At 60.7% G+C, this 17,586-nt stretch carries 27 protein-coding genes; 8 read left to right on the top strand and 19 right to left on the bottom strand.

The window, feature by feature from the left end; translation table 11 throughout:
* Positions 1-146 precede the first annotated feature (146 nt).
* Positions 147-425 (top strand): hypothetical protein, encoded by a 279-nt coding sequence (locus MTX36_RS21425; RefSeq protein ID WP_243621720.1) that lies wholly within the window; start codon positions 147-149, stop codon positions 423-425.
* 219 nt (positions 426-644) lie between these two features.
* Positions 645-1,004 (top strand): hypothetical protein, encoded by a 360-nt coding sequence (locus MTX36_RS21430; RefSeq protein ID WP_219468634.1) that lies wholly within the window; start codon positions 645-647, stop codon positions 1,002-1,004.
* A gap of 52 nt (positions 1,005-1,056) precedes the next feature.
* Here the strand turns inward: MTX36_RS21430 and MTX36_RS21435 are convergent, their stop codons facing one another.
* From MTX36_RS21435 to MTX36_RS21470, 8 genes are all read right to left on the bottom strand, one after another.
* A complete protein-coding gene (locus tag MTX36_RS21435; protein WP_243621721.1) occupies positions 1,057-1,902 on the bottom strand; it encodes a Fic family protein in 846 nt (281 codons plus the stop codon).
* Positions 1,899-2,120 carry an antitoxin VbhA family protein gene (locus MTX36_RS21440; RefSeq protein ID WP_219468632.1) on the bottom strand — a complete coding sequence of 74 codons (222 nt, stop codon included), beginning with the start codon at positions 2,118-2,120 and terminating at the stop codon, positions 1,899-1,901. Before MTX36_RS21440 ends, MTX36_RS21435 begins: the two co-directional genes overlap by 4 nt.
* 197 nt (positions 2,121-2,317) lie before the next feature.
* Positions 2,318-2,536, bottom strand: a complete 219-nt coding sequence (locus MTX36_RS21445) for a hypothetical protein (protein WP_219468629.1) — start codon at positions 2,534-2,536, stop codon at positions 2,318-2,320.
* Positions 2,537-2,603: 67 nt separating this feature from the next.
* On the bottom strand, positions 2,604-2,771 hold the full coding sequence (locus MTX36_RS21450; RefSeq protein ID WP_219468625.1) for a hypothetical protein: 168 nt from the start codon (positions 2,769-2,771) through the stop codon (positions 2,604-2,606).
* Entirely contained in the window at positions 2,768-3,106 is a 339-nt protein-coding gene (locus MTX36_RS21455) for a hypothetical protein (RefSeq protein ID WP_219468622.1), read from the bottom strand. Before MTX36_RS21455 ends, MTX36_RS21450 begins: the two co-directional genes overlap by 4 nt.
* Positions 3,103-3,297 carry a hypothetical protein gene (locus MTX36_RS21460; RefSeq protein ID WP_219468620.1) on the bottom strand — a complete coding sequence of 65 codons (195 nt, stop codon included), beginning with the start codon at positions 3,295-3,297 and terminating at the stop codon, positions 3,103-3,105. The genes MTX36_RS21455 and MTX36_RS21460 overlap by 4 nt, the downstream gene beginning before the upstream one ends.
* A complete protein-coding gene (locus MTX36_RS21465) occupies positions 3,294-3,869 on the bottom strand; it encodes a DnaB-like helicase N-terminal domain-containing protein (RefSeq protein ID WP_219468616.1) in 576 nt (191 codons plus the stop codon). Before MTX36_RS21465 ends, MTX36_RS21460 begins: the two co-directional genes overlap by 4 nt.
* A gap of 5 nt (positions 3,870-3,874) precedes the next feature.
* The gene (locus MTX36_RS21470) at positions 3,875-4,195 is read right to left on the bottom strand and encodes a hypothetical protein (protein WP_219468614.1); all 321 of its coding nucleotides are present in this window, start codon (positions 4,193-4,195) and stop codon (positions 3,875-3,877) included.
* A gap of 203 nt (positions 4,196-4,398) precedes the next feature.
* On the opposite strand from MTX36_RS21470, the gene MTX36_RS21475 reads away from it, so the two are divergent.
* Positions 4,399-5,601 carry an IS110 family transposase gene (locus tag MTX36_RS21475; RefSeq protein WP_065353057.1) on the top strand — a complete coding sequence of 401 codons (1,203 nt, stop codon included), beginning with the start codon at positions 4,399-4,401 and terminating at the stop codon, positions 5,599-5,601.
* Between the two features lie 40 nt (positions 5,602-5,641).
* Here the strand turns inward: MTX36_RS21475 and nrdH are convergent, their stop codons facing one another.
* The 6 genes from nrdH to MTX36_RS21505 all read right to left on the bottom strand — a co-directional run bounded on the left by nrdH (position 5,642) and on the right by MTX36_RS21505 (position 9,004).
* Positions 5,642-5,872: a glutaredoxin-like protein NrdH gene (gene nrdH, locus MTX36_RS21480; protein WP_042925377.1), complete on the bottom strand. Its 231-nt coding sequence runs from the start codon at positions 5,870-5,872 to the stop codon at positions 5,642-5,644.
* 569 nt (positions 5,873-6,441) lie between these two features.
* Positions 6,442-8,007 carry a ParB N-terminal domain-containing protein gene (locus MTX36_RS21485; RefSeq protein WP_219468611.1) on the bottom strand — a complete coding sequence of 522 codons (1,566 nt, stop codon included), beginning with the start codon at positions 8,005-8,007 and terminating at the stop codon, positions 6,442-6,444.
* 86 nt (positions 8,008-8,093) lie between these two features.
* Positions 8,094-8,348, bottom strand: a complete 255-nt coding sequence (locus MTX36_RS21490; RefSeq protein ID WP_219468608.1) for a hypothetical protein — start codon at positions 8,346-8,348, stop codon at positions 8,094-8,096.
* Positions 8,349-8,381: 33 nt separating this feature from the next.
* Positions 8,382-8,543, bottom strand: a complete 162-nt coding sequence (locus MTX36_RS21495; RefSeq protein WP_219468606.1) for a hypothetical protein — start codon at positions 8,541-8,543, stop codon at positions 8,382-8,384.
* Between the two features lie 76 nt (positions 8,544-8,619).
* Positions 8,620-8,829 carry a hypothetical protein gene (locus tag MTX36_RS21500; protein WP_219468604.1) on the bottom strand — a complete coding sequence of 70 codons (210 nt, stop codon included), beginning with the start codon at positions 8,827-8,829 and terminating at the stop codon, positions 8,620-8,622.
* Positions 8,830-8,863: 34 nt separating this feature from the next.
* Entirely contained in the window at positions 8,864-9,004 is a 141-nt protein-coding gene (locus tag MTX36_RS21505; protein ID WP_219468601.1) for a hypothetical protein, read from the bottom strand.
* Between the two features lie 1,008 nt (positions 9,005-10,012).
* On the opposite strand from MTX36_RS21505, the gene MTX36_RS21510 reads away from it, so the two are divergent.
* A complete protein-coding gene (locus MTX36_RS21510) occupies positions 10,013-10,930 on the top strand; it encodes a toll/interleukin-1 receptor domain-containing protein (protein ID WP_219468598.1) in 918 nt (305 codons plus the stop codon).
* Between the two features lie 10 nt (positions 10,931-10,940).
* On the opposite strand, the gene MTX36_RS21515 is transcribed toward MTX36_RS21510, so the two are convergent.
* On the bottom strand, positions 10,941-11,816 hold the full coding sequence (locus tag MTX36_RS21515; protein ID WP_243621722.1) for a DUF4231 domain-containing protein: 876 nt from the start codon (positions 11,814-11,816) through the stop codon (positions 10,941-10,943).
* 99 nt (positions 11,817-11,915) lie between these two features.
* Between MTX36_RS21515 and MTX36_RS21520 the strand changes: the two genes are divergently transcribed.
* The 4 genes from MTX36_RS21520 to MTX36_RS21535 all read left to right on the top strand — a co-directional run bounded on the left by MTX36_RS21520 (position 11,916) and on the right by MTX36_RS21535 (position 15,329).
* On the top strand, positions 11,916-12,518 hold the full coding sequence (locus MTX36_RS21520; protein ID WP_219468592.1) for a TIR domain-containing protein: 603 nt from the start codon (positions 11,916-11,918) through the stop codon (positions 12,516-12,518).
* Positions 12,519-12,805: 287 nt separating this feature from the next.
* Complete coding sequence (locus tag MTX36_RS21525; protein ID WP_243621724.1) at positions 12,806-13,660, top strand: DUF4062 domain-containing protein; 855 nt, start codon at positions 12,806-12,808, stop codon at positions 13,658-13,660.
* Between the two features lie 180 nt (positions 13,661-13,840).
* On the top strand, positions 13,841-14,464 hold the full coding sequence (locus MTX36_RS21530) for a hypothetical protein (protein ID WP_219468587.1): 624 nt from the start codon (positions 13,841-13,843) through the stop codon (positions 14,462-14,464).
* 517 nt (positions 14,465-14,981) lie between these two features.
* On the top strand, positions 14,982-15,329 hold the full coding sequence (locus tag MTX36_RS21535; RefSeq protein ID WP_223304650.1) for a hypothetical protein: 348 nt from the start codon (positions 14,982-14,984) through the stop codon (positions 15,327-15,329).
* 357 nt (positions 15,330-15,686) lie between these two features.
* Here MTX36_RS21535 and MTX36_RS21540 read toward each other — a convergent pair whose 3' ends face one another.
* The 4 genes from MTX36_RS21540 to MTX36_RS21555 form a co-directional block, all read right to left on the bottom strand.
* Complete coding sequence (locus tag MTX36_RS21540) at positions 15,687-15,974, bottom strand: hypothetical protein (protein ID WP_219468582.1); 288 nt, start codon at positions 15,972-15,974, stop codon at positions 15,687-15,689.
* Entirely contained in the window at positions 15,974-16,177 is a 204-nt protein-coding gene (locus MTX36_RS21545; protein ID WP_019750074.1) for a three-helix bundle dimerization domain-containing protein, read from the bottom strand. Before MTX36_RS21545 ends, MTX36_RS21540 begins: the two co-directional genes overlap by 1 nt.
* 369 nt (positions 16,178-16,546) lie before the next feature.
* On the bottom strand, positions 16,547-17,140 hold the full coding sequence (locus MTX36_RS21550; RefSeq protein WP_019750071.1) for a PaaI family thioesterase: 594 nt from the start codon (positions 17,138-17,140) through the stop codon (positions 16,547-16,549).
* On the bottom strand, positions 17,137-17,583 hold the full coding sequence (locus MTX36_RS21555; protein ID WP_219468581.1) for a universal stress protein: 447 nt from the start codon (positions 17,581-17,583) through the stop codon (positions 17,137-17,139). The genes MTX36_RS21550 and MTX36_RS21555 overlap by 4 nt, the downstream gene beginning before the upstream one ends.
* Positions 17,584-17,586: the final 3 nt, after the last annotated feature.

Below are 17,586 nucleotides of genomic sequence, written 5' to 3' on the forward strand. Positions count from 1 at the left end.
AATTCTGATTCAAAGGGGACATATGTGAATTGATACGAAAGGACACTCACATGAATAGAAGTAATGAGTTACATGAGGAAAACGGATCTAGTCGAGAGAATGCATCTGGACAAAGGACTCGATCTCGTTGGTGGTCGGATGAGTCTTTGGCAACGCAGGTGTGGCGCGGCGATCGGTCCATGCAGGTGATCGGCAAGGCAGCGGATGCCGTTTGGGGTCTGATCAGCGTGGTTTTCCTGCTGATTCGCGTCGTAGGCTGGCTGGGGTATGAGGTTCCTTTTGGGGATCCCGCTGCGCTTGAATTTGTGAAGTCGGCAGTTTGGATCCCTGGATTCAAAGGTTTGGTGCGTCGGGTGTTGATTGTGGCGTTGGCGTTGCCGCTGATTCTGGTGGGCTGGTTGGTTCGATGGGTACGAAGAGCGTGAGGGCGCTGTTCGTAGGCCCTTAATCGCAAATGGAGATGAGGATGGTCCGACCCTGAGTCGGGCCATTTCTCTGTCCGGGGGTTGTCCGTCGGGGGTCGAGGCTTGGTCGCGTTTCGGCTGGTCGGACGTGCGTTTCGGATCTTCGTCGGCGGCGCTTGGTGGTTGAACGCTGCTAATTTGGGCGTGTCCACAGGTTGATGCGAGGTGGGGGAAAAGTTGATGGATAGTTGGAGTCCGGATTTTCGGCCGCGGAAGTGGGAGCGAGAAAAGGAGCAGTTCGCGGCATGGATGGCCGGCGCGGACGTTCGTGGGCTGTGGAAACGTCGCCGTTTCGGAATCTGGCGCGAGGAGCAGTTTTCGGCGCGGATACGCGTTGCTCGCGACGCTGAGCAGAAGCGTCAAGCGGAGCTGATGGCGAATCCCAGTGCTGAGCTTGTTGAGGCATATCGGGAGTTGCAGGCTGCGGAGGCGGCGTCCGGTGCGAGGATCGGTTGCGCGCGGGGCGGCGATATGACTGACCCGAAAACGGTTCGGGCTCTTGCTCGGCTGTTGAGTGATCCCGCCGAAAAGTTTCAGTAGGAGCAATTCACGGGCCGCATTTGTGCTGGTCAGTCCGCTTTTGTTTGGAGTTTCAGTCGCGGCCGAGGTCGTGGGCGCGTTTCGGTGTCTGGGTCCGCGAGGTTTCCGGCCCGGTCGTCCCTGATTCCCGTGAACCCGTCGGTGGCTGTGACGGGTAGTCGAGTAGGCGGCTGCGTATGAGGTCGCTGAGTTCGTTGGGGTTGTAGGGTTCGCGGTTTCCGCTGCGTAGATGCTCGATCATCGCTTTGTGGTGCTCGGCCACCTCGAGGTGGATGACGTTGCCTTGGGTGCTGGCGAGTGTGGGTGGTTCGGTGTTGTTGCGGTGTACGCCGGGGGTTAGGACGTCGCGGAGTGGTGTGTGGGTTGCTTCCATGGCGACGTAGCGGGCTGCTTGTACTGCGGAGGCGTGGACTTTTTGCCAGTCGATGGTCCAGCCGGAGGATTTGAGGAGTTCGTCGAAGAAGACTCGTTGTGTTCGGGAGTTGCCGTCTCGGAATGGGTGCAGGACGGTGGTTTCGCCCCAGTGGTAGGCGAGTCGGTCGACGGCGCGGTCTTTCGGGAGTCCTTGGGGGAAGTTGTCTTTGGCGATTCCGCGGAAGATGAACGCTGCTTGATTTTCGATGTGTTCGGGTCGGCAGTGTGGGAGGTTCATGCCGACGGCGCCGGTGTCGCGGGTGCGGAGGGTGCCGGCCCAGTCGTAGACGTCTTGCAGGATGAATTGGTGGATCTTTTTGAGGTGGTCGAAGTCGAAATTGCCTGGTATGGGCTGTGTTTCGAGTTGCAGGATTCGCTGGTAGGCGGCTGCTCGTTCGACTACTGCGAGTTTCGCGGGGTCGGTGATGCCGTATTTGTTTTTGAGGACGCCTGGGGCGATCTCGTACTCGTAGGGGTCGTTCACTCGGGCTGTGCTGCCTCGTATTCGGCGAGTGCTGCGGCGACTGCGAGTTCAACGGCTTTGTCGCCGGTGATTTCTCCGCGTAGTTGCCGGCGGCCGATTTCGACGTCGGTGGCGCTGGGTTCCATGCCGGCCATGCGGTGTCCGGCTGTGGCGGCGGCGATGGCTCGGTCGATCTGGGCTTCGGTCATGTGCGACTGTGCGTTGCGTGCAGTGGTCACCGGTGCTCCTTCGTCGACTCGGGCGAGTGTGGTGGTGCGCAGGGGAGCTGCGCACCGTTGTCTATTCTACCTGATCATTGCCTGTTTCCTGCGGTCAACAACGGTTGTGGAGCGGTGCCTGAACAGGGTGTTTCGGTTTTGTGCGGCGGCCTTGTCGGTGCGCTCCTCGAGGGGGGCGTCTGCGAGGGGTTGCACTGCTAGCTTTGCCCGCTGTACCGGCGCCATACGTAGGGGGTGGCGGCGACGAGAACCAGCAACAGCGTGACCAGGGCGAGGATCATGCCGAATTGCCACGGCTTCATTGCGTCGGGAAAGAACAGCCAGCCGATCAGTGTTCCGAGTACGAATCCGGCTACTGCTGACGCGGCTCCTGCTTTTGCGACTGGGGCAACGATGGTGGCGATCTCGTTGTTCATGGCGTTCCTTTCTGTCGTTTCCGGCGATTGTGCCTGGTAGGTCCGACACGGACCTACGGACGGGTGTTCAGAACAGAGTGTTTTGGGTTTGTGCTGCGGCGTTGTCGGTGCGTTTCTCGTAGGCGGTTGCGAGGGTTTGTGCGGCGGTGGGGCTGCATCCCATTTCGGTGCCGATGTCGTCCCAGCTGGCTCCGTGGTGGTGCAGTTGCCAGGCGTCGTGTTCGTCGTCGCTCATGATGGCGTTAACCCTGTCTCCGGCGGCCGCTGGTCGAAACTTGCTGGCGGAGGGGTGAGATCTCGCGTCCATCCGCGATCGCTGAGCACGTTGTCTATGCGGGTGATGTTGGCGAGTTGTGAGCCTCGCAGTGTGACACGAAGTCGGTACGAAGGTTGACGCCAGAAAGTGATCGAGTGGCACATCGGGCCGAGTGCGTTGACCGCTGACGGATAGTCATTGATCCAGTGCTGGCGTTCGGCCAGACTCACCCGCCGTCCTGGTTCCGCTTTCCGGCGTTCAAACCAGAGAACGGCCTCGTCGGGCATCAGGTCCTTACCGTTCGCTTCGGTCATGTTCGATTCTCCTTGGCGTCTAAAGGTTTCCGGCGGCTGGCGGCTTTGGCGAAGCTGTAAACGGAGGCGGTGAGGGCGATGATTCCGGCGGTGATCACGTGTTTGGTGCCGATCGTGAAGTCCAGGGCCGCAACGGCGAGCGCGAGGACTCCGAAGATGCTGTGTTTCACCACACCTGGCTTGTTGGTCATGCTCGGCCTTCGCGGATGGCTGCGAGGCGTTGGGAGGCTGCGCGGCGTTCACGGCCGATGCCGAGCAGGTGCTCGAACAGTTGGTCTTCGGGGAGCTCTTCGGCGGCTTGGGCGAGGGATCGTGCTGCTTCGCGGAATCCGCGGCGGTATGCCTGGGTGAGAACTGCGGCGATGTTGTGCTCGAGTTCAGCGGACGGGACGCCGATGGTGGTGATGTCGGTGAGTGCTTTGGTGAGTTGTTTCCCGAGGTGCCCGCTGGTGCGGCCTTCCTGCTGCAAGGTGGTGAAGACATGGGCACTGTTGTGAGGTTTGCCGGCCAGAGCGAGTTCGGAGATGGCGGTGAACAGTGCCGCGTTCACGGGTCGGTAGAAGTCTGCGCTGGTCAGAGCTGCGACGGCACGCTTCGCACTCTCGGCCGGCGCCCAGAGCAGCGAGCACAGGAGCTGAGCTTCGACGTCGAGAGCGGTGCTGTACTCGTCGATCTCGTCGCTTTCGCTGGTGAGGTCGTCGAAGTCGGGGACGGTGGCCAGTGAGAGTGTCACGTCGGGGTCCTTGCTGTCGCCGGTGGGCATAGGAGTCAGGGTCGCGGTGAGGTGAGTTGCCGGTGACTGCGCAGGATCTCGGTGGCCGCGCGGAGGTTGCGGGCAGCCTCGGCGAGATGAGTTGCGATGTCCTGGTCATGGGCGGCAACGTCTTCGGCGGTGTCCGCGTCAGGGGCGGTGTAGAGGGTGTGCAGCTCTTCGCGTGCATCACTGATTCCGGCGAGGGAATCGTCGAGGGCGGCGAGCATGGTGCGGAGTTTGCGGTCGACGGATTCGCTGTCGCAGCGGAGCTCGGCGTCGAGTGCGCGGTCGACGAAGTCTGCATCGGGAGTGAAGGTGAATGCTGCTGCGGTCATGGTGTCCTCCGTAAGTTGTTGGATGGTCCGGAAGTGCTGGGTGTGGCTGATGGTGTCCTGCCTTATGTGGCTCGAAACGAGTGGCCGCCCAGCGCTTCGGGACGCCCTGGCTGCTGATTGAAAAATGTGCTTCGAGTGCTGTTTACGGAGATGACGGTGGGGTGTTCCTCGGGCCTGACATGAGTAGGCGACATGGAGGAGCGATGAGAGAAACTCACACCCACGCATGGGTTGGAATCGACGCCGGCAAGGGCCATCATTGGGCGGCAGTGGTCGACGAAGCAGGGTTGATCGTGTGGTCGCACAAGATCATCAACGACGAGACCGCGATATTGCACGCGCTGAGCGAAATTCTGGCCTTGGCCGACGAACTCCATTGGGCGGTAGATATTTCCGGTACCTCCTCGACGTTGTTGCTTGCTCTTCTCGCCGCGCACGGACAGAATGCGGTTTACGTCCCTGGTCGCACCGTCAACAGGATGTCCGGCGCGTATCGAGGGGAGGCGAAAACCGATGCCCGCGATGCCTATGTGATCGCGGAAACTGCTCGACACCGACGCGATCTGTCTGTGTTGATTCCACCGGCCCAGCTGGCCGCGGAACTCGCGCTTTTGACCTCGCATCGGACCGATCTCGTCGCTGACCGAGTCCGGCTGATCAACCGTCTGCGTGACACTCTCACCGGTGTCTTTCCTGCGCTCGAGCGGGCTTTCGACTTCGGGCGTCACAAGGGCGCGTTGGTGTTGTTGACCGGTTTCCAGACGCCGCGCGCCATTCGGCGACGCGGACGCGTTCGTTTGAGCTTGTGGCTCGGTAAACGTGGGGTACGCGGGGCGGACGGTGTCGCCGAGATTGCGTGGGAAGCGGCGTCCGCGCAGAATGTGGTCCTGCCTGGTGAGGCTGTTGCGGCGCAGTTGGTGGCCGATATCGCCGACAGAGTCCTCGCAGTGGACGTCCAGCTTGCTCGTCTCGACGCGCAGATCGGTGAGACCTTCCGCCGCCATCCACAGGCTGCGGTCATCGAATCCATGCCCGGTATCGGTCCGATCCTCGGCGCGGAATTCGTTGTCGCTGCCGGTGATATGTCGGCGTACTCCGATGCCGGTCACCTCGCCTCGGCAGCGGGGTTGGTTCCGGTCCCCCGCGATTCCGGCCGCCGAACCGGCAACATGCACCGACCCAAACGCTACAGCCGGCGACTGCGGCGCGTCTTCTACCTCTCCGCTCAAACCTCCATCATCAAAGATGGACCGAACCGCGAGTTCTACCTCAAGAAACGAAGTGAAGGAATGAGACACGTTCAAGCGGTGATCGCCTTGGCCCGTCGACGAGTGAGCGTGATCTGGGCATTGTTGCGCGACAACCGACTGTTCGTCGTTGATGCACCCGCCGTCCGAACTGCTTGATTTCCTCATTGAAACTCGCTTCGCTGGTGAAAGTGTGTGGTCAGGCGGCCGGGGTGAGCTTGGAGATTTCGTCGGGACGGAATCCACTCCAGTGGTTTTCTCCTGCGACGACGACGGGGGCTTGCAGGTATCCGAGACTCATGACGTAATCGCGGGCCTGTGCGTTTTCGGTGATGTCGATGACGTCGTATTCGATTCCCGCTTTGTCGAGTGCGCGGTACGTGGCATTGCATTGCACACATGCGGGTTTGGTATATACGGTGATCGCCATTGTCATTCCCCCTTGTCGGTGATTCTTTATTGATTTCATTCTATCGAACAATGCGATATAAGCCAATACTTTAGCGGGCATTTCTTCGATTAGTTTCCGCGTTAGCTAATGACATCTTCAATCATTTTCCGCATTCTTTCACTAATCCAAACCGTGATGTACACAGCTACTTGCATGCGCCCTACCAGCATTTTCTCCCCTCCCCCGGTATGTGCCGATATTCTGGTCTCGGCGGGAGCGGGTCAAGGTGAGTGTAGGAAAAAATATCGCAGCGCCGTTGTTCGAGCGTGCGAGTGGCGCGTGTGGATATTATTTCTGGAGCGGCCTTGATGCGCGAGTGTCGGGATAGAAGAATGTTCACACCGGGGCGGGTCGGTTCCTTTTCCTTGCGCTTTTGTCGTGGTTCGTGGCCCGCGGCCGGGTGCTTTCTCGCGTGTCGGTGGTGGTGTCCGCCTTCCGCCCTTCCGGTCCGCCGGTGGCTCTTTACCGCCGGCCGGGGGCGGAAGGTGCGGGGCGGAAGGGCGGACGATCCCCAACCCTTTCGGGCCGGGGATCGCCGCTTCATCGGGTCAGTCGATCGCGACCTCGTCGAATGTGAGCTGTCCGGTGATGATTTCCTCGACGGCGGAGAGGGTGTAGCCCTGTTCCATCAGGAAACTGAGGTACTGGTCGGCATTCTTGGGCTTGGATCGCCATGCGTCTTTGACCATGCGGGACTCTTGCGCGGCGATCACCAGCGCGAGGAGCAGCACCTGAGCGCGAGCCTCGGACGCCTTCGCCACTTGCTCGGCCAACTCTCGGCCGGGGTAGTAGCCCTTGAATCCGAGCAACTCACCGAGTGATTCCGCTGCCTTGTATTCCGAGATCAGCCCGGGATCGCGGGCGAGGGTGGTCGCGACGTAGGCCGCTGCCGTTTTCGGTGGGGTCTTGCGGGCGAGCAAGGTTGTGCGCAGGAACTCGCGGCGGACGGTGGTCGCGGCCTCGGCCTGCTTGTTCAGCTCGCGAACTCGTCGCCGTTCCTGCTTGTCCTTCGCTTCCTGCTCGCGCACTGCCCGAGCTGCCTCGGCGGGGCCGTTTCCGCTGCCACCTGCGGCGGCGGGAACCGCGTCGATGATCGGACGCGGCTCGAGTCCTGCGCCTTCCTGGTCGATGCACCAGTATTCCGGTAGGTATTCGGGCCGGTAGTCGACAGTGTTGGCGTGCCGTAGCCCTTCGTCGGGTACGGCGGAATCGTCGTCCTCGGTGTCCCAATCGACGTCGTCGTAATCGACGCGCTCGCCGGTGGCTTTGTCGAAAAAGGCGTCGTTCAATCCCAGGAACACTGCCCAGAACTGCGGGGCTGCGTCGATCATGTCCGGGGTGACCTCGTCGCCGTCTGTGGTGACCAGGTCGGACGGGGACGGCACATCCTCCCCGAAACTGATGTGATCGTGCGGAAGGATCGTAAATCCCTTCTCCTCGAACGGGGCTGCGGCGCGGGCGTATGCCTCCCGTTCTTCGCGCAACCCGCGTAGTCGCTCCGCTACGTGGTCGAAGTCGTAAGACCGTGTGGTCAGGAGCTTTTCGACGGCTTCGGTGTCTCCGGCTTCCTCGAACTCGGCCACTACTGCCGCATGTGCGAGGTCGAGCTGGCCGGCGTCGAGGGCGGCGCGGGCTGCCTCCGCTTTCCCTACCGCTGCCTGGGCTTTCACATCCTTCTTGTCCATCGCGAGGGTCTTGGACACCTTCGTGATGGATGCGCCGAATTCGAGCATCTGCGCAACCCCTCGGGTGTGCTGAGCTGCGGTCAGCCCTTCGCGGTGCCGGTTGGCGGTGATCTGCTTGCCGATCCGGTCGACGGCGCGGGCCTTGTCGCTGCCTGCGGTGTCGGGGTAGATCACGACAGGGATGCTGGTCAGGCCGGTTTCGCGGGCGGCGAGGGTGCGGCGCTGGCCGTCGCGGACGACGATCGTTCCGTCTGCGGTCCGGACGGCGCTGATCGCTTCGAGTACTCCGTTTTCGCGGATGGATTCGACGAAGTCGGGGGTCTGCGCCAGATCGACGCTGTCGCGGACGTTCTCGCCGATGTCGAGGGCGTCGGGGTGCAGCTGTGCGACCTCGAGTGCTGCGGCGGGGGCGGTGTGTGTTGCGGTCATCGCGATTCCTCTCGTAGACTTCGGGACACGACACCGGGCAGATAGCAGCTGCCCGGTGTTGTGTTGTTTCCGTGGGGTTTTCGGTCTCAAGCGGTGGCCGGTTCCAAGATCACTTGATCGGCCGTGGGGTGACGGTCTCGGCAGCTATCGGCCTCGATGTGCGCGTCCATCAGGGCGGAGGCGTGGCCGTGGTAGTCGAGCGCGATGAGCAACTCCACGAACACGTCGATTTCCGAGCAGCAGTTGTGCTCGACGACGCTGGCGAGATACTCGGCTGTCTCGAACAACTTCGCCCAGGCATCCGCTTTCTCGCAGATGTTGTGTAAGTCGTATCCGTACATGGGTTTCCCTTTCGGTTGGGTTGGTGTCGCCGGTCATGCGGCGAGCAGTACGGAGGCGTCTGCGAGGGCGTTCTCGGCGTTGGCGAGGTGCCCGCTGCGGACGCGGCCGTGCGGGAGCCTCTTCGCGTGTGCGATTTCCGCTGCGGCCCAGGTCGCCAGACGGCGAACCTGCTCGTTGCGTTCCTCGTCGCTCAACTGGCGGGGGCAGTTTCCTCGAGGTTGATGATTGCGGTGCTCATGCCGGTGTTCCTTTGCTGGTAACTGGTGGTCGTCAGTTGGTGGGAGTGGCGGCGGCGTCGATGTCCTCCTCGGGGTGTCCGGCGTCGCGGGCTGCGGCACGAGCTGCGGCGAAGGCGTCCACCAGGGCTGTGATGTCGGTGAACCCTTCGCGGCTTCGGTCGAACATCGCTGCATCCAGGGCAGCGGTTGCCTCGACAACGGCGACCAGTGCGGGCGTGAGGGTCGGGGTTTCGGTGCTCATGTGGCTCTCCTTTGTGGTGGTGGGCTGGTTGTCGTTACTCGGCGTTGACGCACTGTGCGGCGTCGTTGTGCATGCGAGGGCAGGAGTAGTCACCGCACCCGCAACTGAGTCCGGCGTAGTGGATGGTTGCCGCGCTGTAGTCGTCGCCCTCGGTGTAGTCGTAGTCCTCGCTCATCGGTGACCTTTCGTTCGTGGCTGGGGACCAAACCCGTGCCCCGCCAATTTTTTTCGCCTTCTGGCATAGGAGAGTTGGACCGGCATTAGGGGGCCGGAGTGCAACTGGTGAGCGGAAGAGTTTTTCTGCGAGCGTGCGAGTGCGGGTTGAAAAAGTCTTTCGAGCCGAAGGCCGGAGCGAAGCGGAGTCAGCGGTTGCGCGCAGGTCACCGCCGGTCAAAATCGGAAGGCCAGAAGGAGAAACAAATCAATGTTTTTCACAGAACGGAGCGCAGCGGAGTTCTCTTCGGGGGGGACACCGGAGGTGGCCGGGCCGCCGGGCAGGCGTCAGCTTTCCACCGCCGCGTGCAATCGCAAACACCGACCGCCTAACTGCGGTCAGAACCCCGGTCCGCCGACCAGGGTTCTTCTAGGACTTCTTGCTATCTGGGGTGTTCTTGTCGCGCAAGCCCCCCCCCAAGCTCAGGACTGCCGTCAGCAGTGCTCCGCAGAGCAGGAATCCGACAACCCGTGTGCTGCGTTCGGCGCCGCTAAGATCGGCCCAAGTCAACAGTTGCGCCACGACTGCGACGAGGTAGAGCAACAGGGTTGCACTCGTGAACTTATGGGTTAGGTGGTGGGGCAACCGGGTCATCGCGGGTTTCGTTCAGTGCGTTGCGCACCGCGGATGTAGCGAATTCGGGCTTGGGTTCTCCTGCAATGTATTTTGGGAGACCGACGAGATGGTCATTCATTTGCGTGAGTTGACGCCGCGGGTCATTGATATTCGGTACGCGAATGCAGTCTTGTTCCATAAGTTGGGTCACAGGGCTGGCCCAGAGCCCTTGTTGCATGAGTTGGGGCTGACCCAGGGCCGAGGCTGCGGATCCGGACGAGCTATGTACTGCTCGGATCCGCAGATTATGCTTCCCAAAGATGAGCATCACCTAACCCCTGCCCTGAAGGCAAGCAAAGCCTCCGACTCCGCGCCCCCTTAGTTGCCATCTCAAACATCGATTATCTTTGCGAAATGACGATGTCACGTAGGGATCGGTTTCGACTCAGGACACAGCTCGTAGAAGCTCTGAAGGGGGATAGCTGGTCATACGAGAGAATAAATTTGCTTCTTCAAGATTTCAAAGTTAAGCATCTCGACGAACGGTACGACGGGCCTTCCATTGCTGAAATAGTGGCAACAATGCCAGACTCCACACTTGTCGAAGCGTATTCGATCGTCTTGGATCTGGAACCCGCTGAAGTGACCGACATCGTCGAAACAAACGTCAATACAGGCAACTGGAAGCCCGGTTACCTGCGGTTATTTCTCTCGCACTCCGCCGCGCATAGAAAGTTCGTCGGAGATGTAGCCGACGAACTAGCTGTCATGGGAATCCACGGATTCGTCGCGCACGACTCAATGGCGGTAAGCAAGCCATGGCAGACTCAAATCGAACATGCGCTGCGCTCGATGCAGGCGTTTGTCGCTTTAGTGCACCCTGAATTTAACGCTAGCACATGGTGTCAGCAGGAAGTCGGATGGGCTTACGGACGTCGAATTCCGCGATTCGCAATACGCATTGGTACTGATCCTGCGGGATTCATCGGGAGTCACCAGTGGCCCTACACCGATGGAAATGAACCGAAGAAAGTCGCGGCCTTAATCAGTTCTTGGGTTGCCGGTCTGGAGAAATTGGGCGATTCAGTTGTGGACGGCCTGCTCAGCGCCCTCAGCGAAGTCGGAGATTACTACAGTGCCGAAGCAGCTGCGAAACGCCTGGTAACGCTTGATCGTCTAAGCGACCTACAGTTTAACGAGTTAGATCGTATTTGGTGGAGCAACGATCAACTCCACGGCGGTGTCCTCCCCACACGGGTGATGAAGCCGTACTACTTAAGGAACGGGCGGTCCTGGCCGCCTCTAAAACCAGATGAGGAGGCGCGACCCTAACGGGTAGAGATCAGAGACGCGACCTTGTTGCAAGCCAAATCACGTGTTCTCGGCTGATCGCTTCCTCAGCGTCGTCGACCTCCCTCGCCCAAGATTCCTCAGTAACCGCAAGCTGGAGCTTCGCCTCGGCGCTGGCAAGATCTGCAACTGCAGCTGCATAGGCACGCGCATTCGCGTCGTGCTGCTTGGTCTCGGTCCACGCAACCACTCCAACAACAAGCGCCGCAATCGCTGGCGCCAACGCCGTTACACTTTCAGAAAAGGCTGCCCACAGAGATGAAGCCACACCTGCAAGCTCAAGTGTGACGAGTGTGGACCGCCACCGTTTGGCGCGGCTCCTGTTGTAAGAGGCTTTGCGTGCGTACCAGCCCTTCTGGTCACTGATGCGGGCAGTCAGATAACTTTGCCGTCGATCCTCCAGCGTGGAATCACGTTGGAGAACCATCCACTCCGAGATCAACGGGACATCTAGCGGTGTGAGCTGAAGGTCGCGGAATTGTTCTCGCACAGAGTGCATCCGCTCTAACAAGGCTTGGGCCGCGTCTTCGCCTGAGAGATCAGCAGGGAAGGGTAGCCCGCAAACTGCGAACTTCCAAGCGAGCGTCTTGGTCGATTCGGCCACCGCCCGCCCGTCGTACCAGGCCTTATCTGGACGCTCACGCCACAAGTTGCTGTCGATCAAGAGCGCGGCCACGAAAATTCCCATGCCGACGAGTGCAAAGACATCAATTCGAGCAACGCCAACACGCCACGTAAAGATTCCCAGTAGTGCGGCTGCTCCAAGCAGCAGAAGACGGTTTCGTGTGCCGCCGACATACGCCTTCTGCGCTTCCAATGAAGCCTGATCTGCAGCCTGGAATAGCTGTGGCATATCAGTGTCGGCCACTACGTCTACAGTCGTCATACCTGCATGATCAATGTTGACACGTCCGAATGCCGTCTTTTGACCTCTGGCGTGTCGCTACAACTACGGAGAGTATTCGACATGGGGCATTACGAGCAGAGAAAACTCGAAACTCTAGCGGCACGGGCAGCCTCGAGAAAGTTCGACTCGACCCGCCACAAGTGCTTCATCTCGTACCACGCCGAGGATACCGCCGAAGTTGCCACATTCCTCGACAACTTCGGCACCGAGTTCATCGCAAAAACCATAGGTGTAACAGACGAAGACGACTTCATCGACAGCGATGACACCGGATACGTAATGGACCAAATCCGGACCAAATATCTTGGCGATTCATCCGTGACGATTCTCCTGGTCGGCCAGTGCACGTGGGCTCGTAGGTACGTTGACTGGGAAATCTACTCATCATTGCGAGACAGCAAGCACAGCAAAGTGAATGGGTTGCTCGCTATCCAACTTCCCAGCGCGGCTACTGCCGGTGGTAGGCTCCCAAATCGGGCTAGCGACAACGTTATTCGCGATGGCAGCAACGTGGACATCGGATACGCGCGGTACAAAAGTTACCCGACCAGTACGCAATCTCTTCGAGGCTGGATTAGCGACGCATTCAGCGCTCGCACGAGTCGGAATCATTTGATCGAGAATGCCCGCGCCCGCAGGCTCAGAAGTGCCAGCTGCAGTTAGTTCACCGCGGCCTTGATCAAGAGCATGAGATGCCCGCACCACCCAGCGCAGGGATCACCTGGTTGCGACAACGACCAAGACGACCGTTGTCGACTGCAATGCGCGTTGCGTTGACCGGTCACCGTTGTCGACGACCACTTCAGTTTCGAATGTGATGCTTAGCCTTTACACATCGATTCCGACTCGCGACTCTTCTTGAGGCCGACTAAGAGCCAGAGGGCGACACGCGGGACAAGGGGAACCTGATCCCTGATCAGGTCAGGCAAACTATTCAGATGACACAGCTGATGACCGGAGTTCTGGTAGTGATCGCGTCGCCAGGCGACACCTCCGAAGAGCGGGCAGCTGTGCGCGATCAGATTAACGACTGGAACATCAACAATGGCCGGCGCGCGGGTATTGCGCTTCTACCTTGGCTGTACGAGCGCAGCGCTGTACCGTCCCTCGGCGGGCGTCCACAGTCCATTATCAACGCGCAGGCCGTTGATCGCTCAGACGTTGTGATCGCATTCTTCGACAGTCGTCTCGGCACTGCAACTGGCGTCGATGTATCGGGGACTGCAGAGGAGATCCGGCGCGCACACCAACTCGGAAAGCGGGTACATGTCTACTTTTCGAACGAGCCGATTCCGCGGGACGCCGACCTGGACCAGCAAGTAGCCCTTCGCGCGTTCCATGACGAACTTGAGGCAGAGGGCCTGCTCGGCGACTACGACGATCCAGCAGATCTCGCAGGCCAGGTTATCCGAGCGCTCGAACACGACATCGATGAGGCGGGATGGTCTGAGGGTCCAACTAATCGACCTGCTAAGGCCTCTGGAGCAAAGTTAAAATGGAACCACGATCATCGGAAAGAACAGCAAGGTCTCGATAAGAACGGGAAAATGAAGTACCGAACTATCAGTAACCGGCTGGCGGTCACAAACTCGGGCGATGTTGCCGCAGAGGACCTCACCTTCGAGGTGACGGGTCTTGAAGATACTGAGCTGCACGTCATTCCGCCATCGGAACCGGTCACTATCGAAGCGGATTCCTCACGCAGTTGGGTTGCAATTCCCCTGTCGAGCGGTTCGATTCAGATCGATGCGTCGTGGACTGAGACAGGCGACCCGAAGACCCAACGTTGGACGATAACTATCTAACTTGGGGAATTGCCCGGGTTCCACAGGTGTGGCCCCGTCATCGACAACGAGCCAGCCAGTGGCTCTGTGTCCCGCGCTGTTACCCGCGTCGTCCTAGACCACTGTGGAGCATGATCTTGTCGGTGCGCGCTCCTACAGTCAGCTCGGGTAACAGTCCGGATCGAGTGTCAGGAGCAGGCGATGACGTTCGTGAGCGCTGCTTCATTGCCGCTGCCCGGCATGCCCGACAACACGCCCGCTCCACCGGCGTTCCAGATGACGTTGATCGGGCAGCCCCAGCCTGTACGCATTCCCGAACGTCTGTGGCGTTCCTGGATCGACGACCCTGCAGTCGTTTCTCGCTTCGAGTCCAAGCGTTACCGCCGCCGGAATCAGTGCTGGCCGTGGATCGGCGGGGTGTCGTCGACCGGGCATGGTTCGTTCCGCGCGGCGAGTCTGCCTGGGCCGTCTCGCCGCGGGACCGTGCCGGCGCATTTGTTCGCCTACCAGCTCGAATACGGTGTCATCTCGAGGTTGGGCTGGTCCAACACCGACGACGCGGTGCTGTGCCATCAATGCGACTTCGCCGGCTGCACCAACCCGGCACACATGCGGTTGGGAACCAATCGCAGCAACCGCAGCGAATACGAGCTTCGGCGACGCAACATCGCCAGCCCCCTCGCCGACGTTCGAGGACCCGCGGGTCGCACTCGCGCCATCGCTGCCGCGATCCGTACCGGGATCGAACAGCACCTGGACGTCGACACGGTCGAAGAGCGCATCGCTGCGGCCGAGGCTGCAGGACGTCCGCTCTCACTCTGGTAGCGACGCTGCCGCGCTATCGTCAATGCGCATTTACGGATAACGTATTCTGTTACAGCGCAACATATTTCATCAACTGGGTGACATAATATAAGTTATCGGCGAACGTATGGGCGGCAATCTATTGACCGCAACACATCCGGCACATTCAACTTTGGCGATCGAACGCGAAGCGCCGGCGACGGCATTCGGTCGCTGCCCCGGAACCCGATCCGTTAGAACATCGGCACGTTCGCTCGTGGCGCGAGTTTTCCAATCTGTAACTTTCGATATCTGTGACCCGGCGGGACAGAAAGGTATACATATCTCATGTGCCCGGCTAACGACAAGGAGACCGATGAACATGCTGGACCTTTTCTCGTTCGTGATGCCTCGATGACTGCCTCCGGCGTCGCCGCGCCTACACACCGAGGTCTTCCCACCACATCCGGCAGGAAAAGCCCCGCTACCACCACTCGCACCACCACGACATACGGCTCGGATACGCGATGACCATTCTGCCTGCAGCGGCGGAGCCCCGATGAGCAGTCCTCGCCGCATCGCGCGGCTCTACTCTGCCGCGAACAGTCACGAGGTGCCGCCGGCACACCAACTGAACGCACGCGCCCGGCGCACCCGAACGGCCCCGCCCCCGGACGTCATGGCCGCCGTAGAATTTCTACTCGCAGAGCCCGATGCCTACCTCTACCGGCGTCGCTACCTCGACCTCATCACCCACACCCTTGGCCCGGACGGCACCGCCGTCACCGACTACACCGCCGCCGAAAAATACCTCCTCACCGCCGACAGATGCAGAAGAGCAATACAACGTACGACCGACCTTTACGCAGTGCCGACAAGAAAACCCGGAAACGACGCGTCCAGGTAGGCGCAATTCGCGCCCCCACCAGGCAGCGAATTGAACAAGCCAACGGCGAGCCCACAAATCTGGAAATGATCTATTCCCTGACCGTCACCTGCTCCTGACGCTCGATCCCGGACTGTTACCCAGGACCACGAACCCCAAGCCACGGCGCCGAACCTCATCCAATGCACTCTCCGGAGTATGTGCGCTAGGGCACACCCCGCCGATATAGGCCGCCCAGACGACCACAGCAGGGGCAGCACTCGATGCTGGTTGTCGATTCCATCCCCGCAGCTCACCGTCCCCGTACATTGCTGCCTGTGGATAGAGGGAGACTCCGGACCGCGTACTCAGCGCGATCAATGCTGCGAGGGAAACCGATCAGCTGCGGAGAGAACGTGCGGCAGGCACATCGGTAGGACTGTTGACGGCAGGAAAGCGGCGTACCAGTTGCTCAACCAGAGCGTGCACCCCATGAAGGTCCTTGCGCAGAGCCGCCGCATCGGTGCGCGCAGCCGACGCCAACACCGGTGCGACCGGACGCGCACCCCGCACCAGCCGCAGCGCGGATTCGATGCGCTCCGACAACTCGTCGATCTCCGAATTCAACAGAGCCAGAAACACTCTCGCCTGCGCAACATCGGACTCTTCTGCCGCGGACACAGCCATTATGAAGCGACCAGCGAGGAAAGTTTCTCACCCGCCATGCGCTCGACGAGCAGAGGAACAAAATCACGCACCTTGTGACCGTCGAAATGAGCATGAGCAGACGCAACAGCGTCCGCAACGACATCAGCCGATATCGACGGATACTTCACCGACAACCGCGTCACCGCATGAGCGATCAGTCGTTCTTCCTCTTCGGTTTTCATCGGTAAATACTGCGCCCCACCTGCCCATAGTTCAACAGGAGACGACTATCGACTACGCGCAACGATCAGCACCTAGTCACGCTGCGCTGCCACGAGCCGAAACCGACCGCCGAGGTCGCCCCACACCGGCGACGGGTGCGCGGAACCGGGATGCGATCCTCACGCAATCTCTCACCCTGAAACCATGAGCACCGTCCCGTCGTCGTGACCGAACACGGCCGCAACGCCGCGTTCTGCGACCTGATGGCGCGCACCGGCCTCCGGTTGGGGGTGTACAGCCGGAGATATTTACCCGGTTCGATCACGTCTCCGACTGCCGCCACGGACGGCACAGCGCTCTGCCGATCGCGGATCGGCTAGAGGGACACGTCAGGGACTGTCCATCTGAGGGCCTTGTTGGTCTTCGTGTGTAGTGGGCGCGGTCGCCGCCGAGGCGTTGTGTCGGGGGGTCAGGAAGTGGTCGATGTCGACGATGAGGAACAGTGCGGTGGCGGTAGTGACCACGTGGGCGTGGTTGTTTTCGATGGTGGCTCGCAGGTGTAGTTTGCGGCCTGCGCGGGAGTGGATGTGAGAGCGGAGGGTGTAGGGGGTGTCGAGCAGGACCGGGGCGAGGTAGTCGATAGCGAGGTGGCGGGTGACGGCGAGCTCTCCCACGGTGTAGAGCAGAAACCCGAACAAGTCGTCGAGGACGGTGGCGACCGCGCCCCCGTGGGCAATCGCTGGGGCGCCGACATGGCGGGAATCGAAGCTGTGGTGGGCGTAGACGCCGTGTGCGTCGCGTCGGACGCGCAACTGGTGGCCGTGAGGGTTAGCCGGTCCGCAACCAAGGCAGTGGGGGTGGTGAGGCGGCAGGTCGACGTGTTCGGGCGGCGCCACAGCGAAGGTACGGATCCAGTCCTCGGCCTCGAAAGGTTCGGGGCCGGCGGTCTCGGGTGTGTTGGTGTTGGGTGTGTGCTCGGTCATGGACGCCTTCCGTAGGTGTCCTCACCATTAGCAATGAGGATGTCGCAGTGGGCTTTGTGGGCAAGCTCGGCCGGCGAGGTGAATAGCAGCCGGGCCTGTGGTGACCGGTGGGGGTTCGCGGTGATGATGAGGTCGTCGGCGGTCGGGCCGGCTAGGTGAAACAGTGCGCGGACGGTGGGCTCGGGCAGGATGCGAGTTTCGATGTCGACGGCGCCGTGGGCGATCGCATGTTGGTGCGCGGTGCGCAGGATGGCGTCGGTGGGTGTGGTACCTCGCAGCCGGTCGACGTCAGTACCGAGTGCGCGTTCGTCGATGTCGTGACGGGCGCAGATGATCAGGAGTCGGGCGTGGGTGACGTGAGCCAGCTCGGCGGCGTGGTCGACCACGCGGTAGGAGTAGTCGGATCCGTCGGTGTCGACGAGGATCGTGCGATAGGCCGTCATGAT

The sequence above is a fragment of the Rhodococcus sp. ARC_M6 genome (assembly GCF_022810305.1).
In the GTDB taxonomy this organism is placed as follows: Bacteria; Actinomycetota; Actinomycetes; order Mycobacteriales; family Mycobacteriaceae; genus Rhodococcus_F.

Bases quoted from the DNA above. Each gene is read 5' to 3' on its own strand.
- MTX36_RS21430 (WP_219468634.1), top strand. From the start codon at position 645: ATGGATAGTTGGAGTCCGGATTTTCGGCCGCGGAAGTGGGAGCGAGAA.
- MTX36_RS21445 (WP_219468629.1), bottom strand. From the start codon at position 2,536: ATGAACAACGAGATCGCCACCATCGTTGCCCCAGTCGCAAAAGCAGGA.
- MTX36_RS21450 (WP_219468625.1), bottom strand. From the start codon at position 2,771: ATGAGCGACGACGAACACGACGCCTGGCAACTGCACCACCACGGAGCC.
- MTX36_RS21455 (WP_219468622.1), bottom strand. From the start codon at position 3,106: ATGACCGAAGCGAACGGTAAGGACCTGATGCCCGACGAGGCCGTTCTC.
- MTX36_RS21460 (WP_219468620.1), bottom strand. From the start codon at position 3,297: ATGACCAACAAGCCAGGTGTGGTGAAACACAGCATCTTCGGAGTCCTC.
- MTX36_RS21465 (WP_219468616.1), bottom strand. From the start codon at position 3,869: ATGCCCACCGGCGACAGCAAGGACCCCGACGTGACACTCTCACTGGCC.
- MTX36_RS21470 (WP_219468614.1), bottom strand. From the start codon at position 4,195: ATGACCGCAGCAGCATTCACCTTCACTCCCGATGCAGACTTCGTCGAC.
- MTX36_RS21475 (WP_065353057.1), top strand. From the start codon at position 4,399: ATGAGAGAAACTCACACCCACGCATGGGTTGGAATCGACGCCGGCAAG.
- nrdH (WP_042925377.1), bottom strand. From the start codon at position 5,872: ATGGCGATCACCGTATATACCAAACCCGCATGTGTGCAATGCAATGCC.
- MTX36_RS21485 (WP_219468611.1), bottom strand. From the start codon at position 8,007: ATGACCGCAACACACACCGCCCCCGCCGCAGCACTCGAGGTCGCACAG.
- MTX36_RS21490 (WP_219468608.1), bottom strand. From the start codon at position 8,348: ATGTACGGATACGACTTACACAACATCTGCGAGAAAGCGGATGCCTGG.
- MTX36_RS21500 (WP_219468604.1), bottom strand. From the start codon at position 8,829: ATGAGCACCGAAACCCCGACCCTCACGCCCGCACTGGTCGCCGTTGTC.
- MTX36_RS21505 (WP_219468601.1), bottom strand. From the start codon at position 9,004: ATGAGCGAGGACTACGACTACACCGAGGGCGACGACTACAGCGCGGCA.
- MTX36_RS21510 (WP_219468598.1), top strand. From the start codon at position 10,013: ATGACGATGTCACGTAGGGATCGGTTTCGACTCAGGACACAGCTCGTA.
- MTX36_RS21520 (WP_219468592.1), top strand. From the start codon at position 11,916: ATGGGGCATTACGAGCAGAGAAAACTCGAAACTCTAGCGGCACGGGCA.
- MTX36_RS21525 (WP_243621724.1), top strand. From the start codon at position 12,806: ATGACCGGAGTTCTGGTAGTGATCGCGTCGCCAGGCGACACCTCCGAA.
- MTX36_RS21530 (WP_219468587.1), top strand. From the start codon at position 13,841: ATGACGTTCGTGAGCGCTGCTTCATTGCCGCTGCCCGGCATGCCCGAC.
- MTX36_RS21535 (WP_223304650.1), top strand. From the start codon at position 14,982: ATGAGCAGTCCTCGCCGCATCGCGCGGCTCTACTCTGCCGCGAACAGT.
- MTX36_RS21540 (WP_219468582.1), bottom strand. From the start codon at position 15,974: ATGGCTGTGTCCGCGGCAGAAGAGTCCGATGTTGCGCAGGCGAGAGTG.
- MTX36_RS21545 (WP_019750074.1), bottom strand. From the start codon at position 16,177: ATGAAAACCGAAGAGGAAGAACGACTGATCGCTCATGCGGTGACGCGG.
- MTX36_RS21550 (WP_019750071.1), bottom strand. From the start codon at position 17,140: ATGACCGAGCACACACCCAACACCAACACACCCGAGACCGCCGGCCCC.
- MTX36_RS21555 (WP_219468581.1), bottom strand. From the start codon at position 17,583: ATGACGGCCTATCGCACGATCCTCGTCGACACCGACGGATCCGACTAC.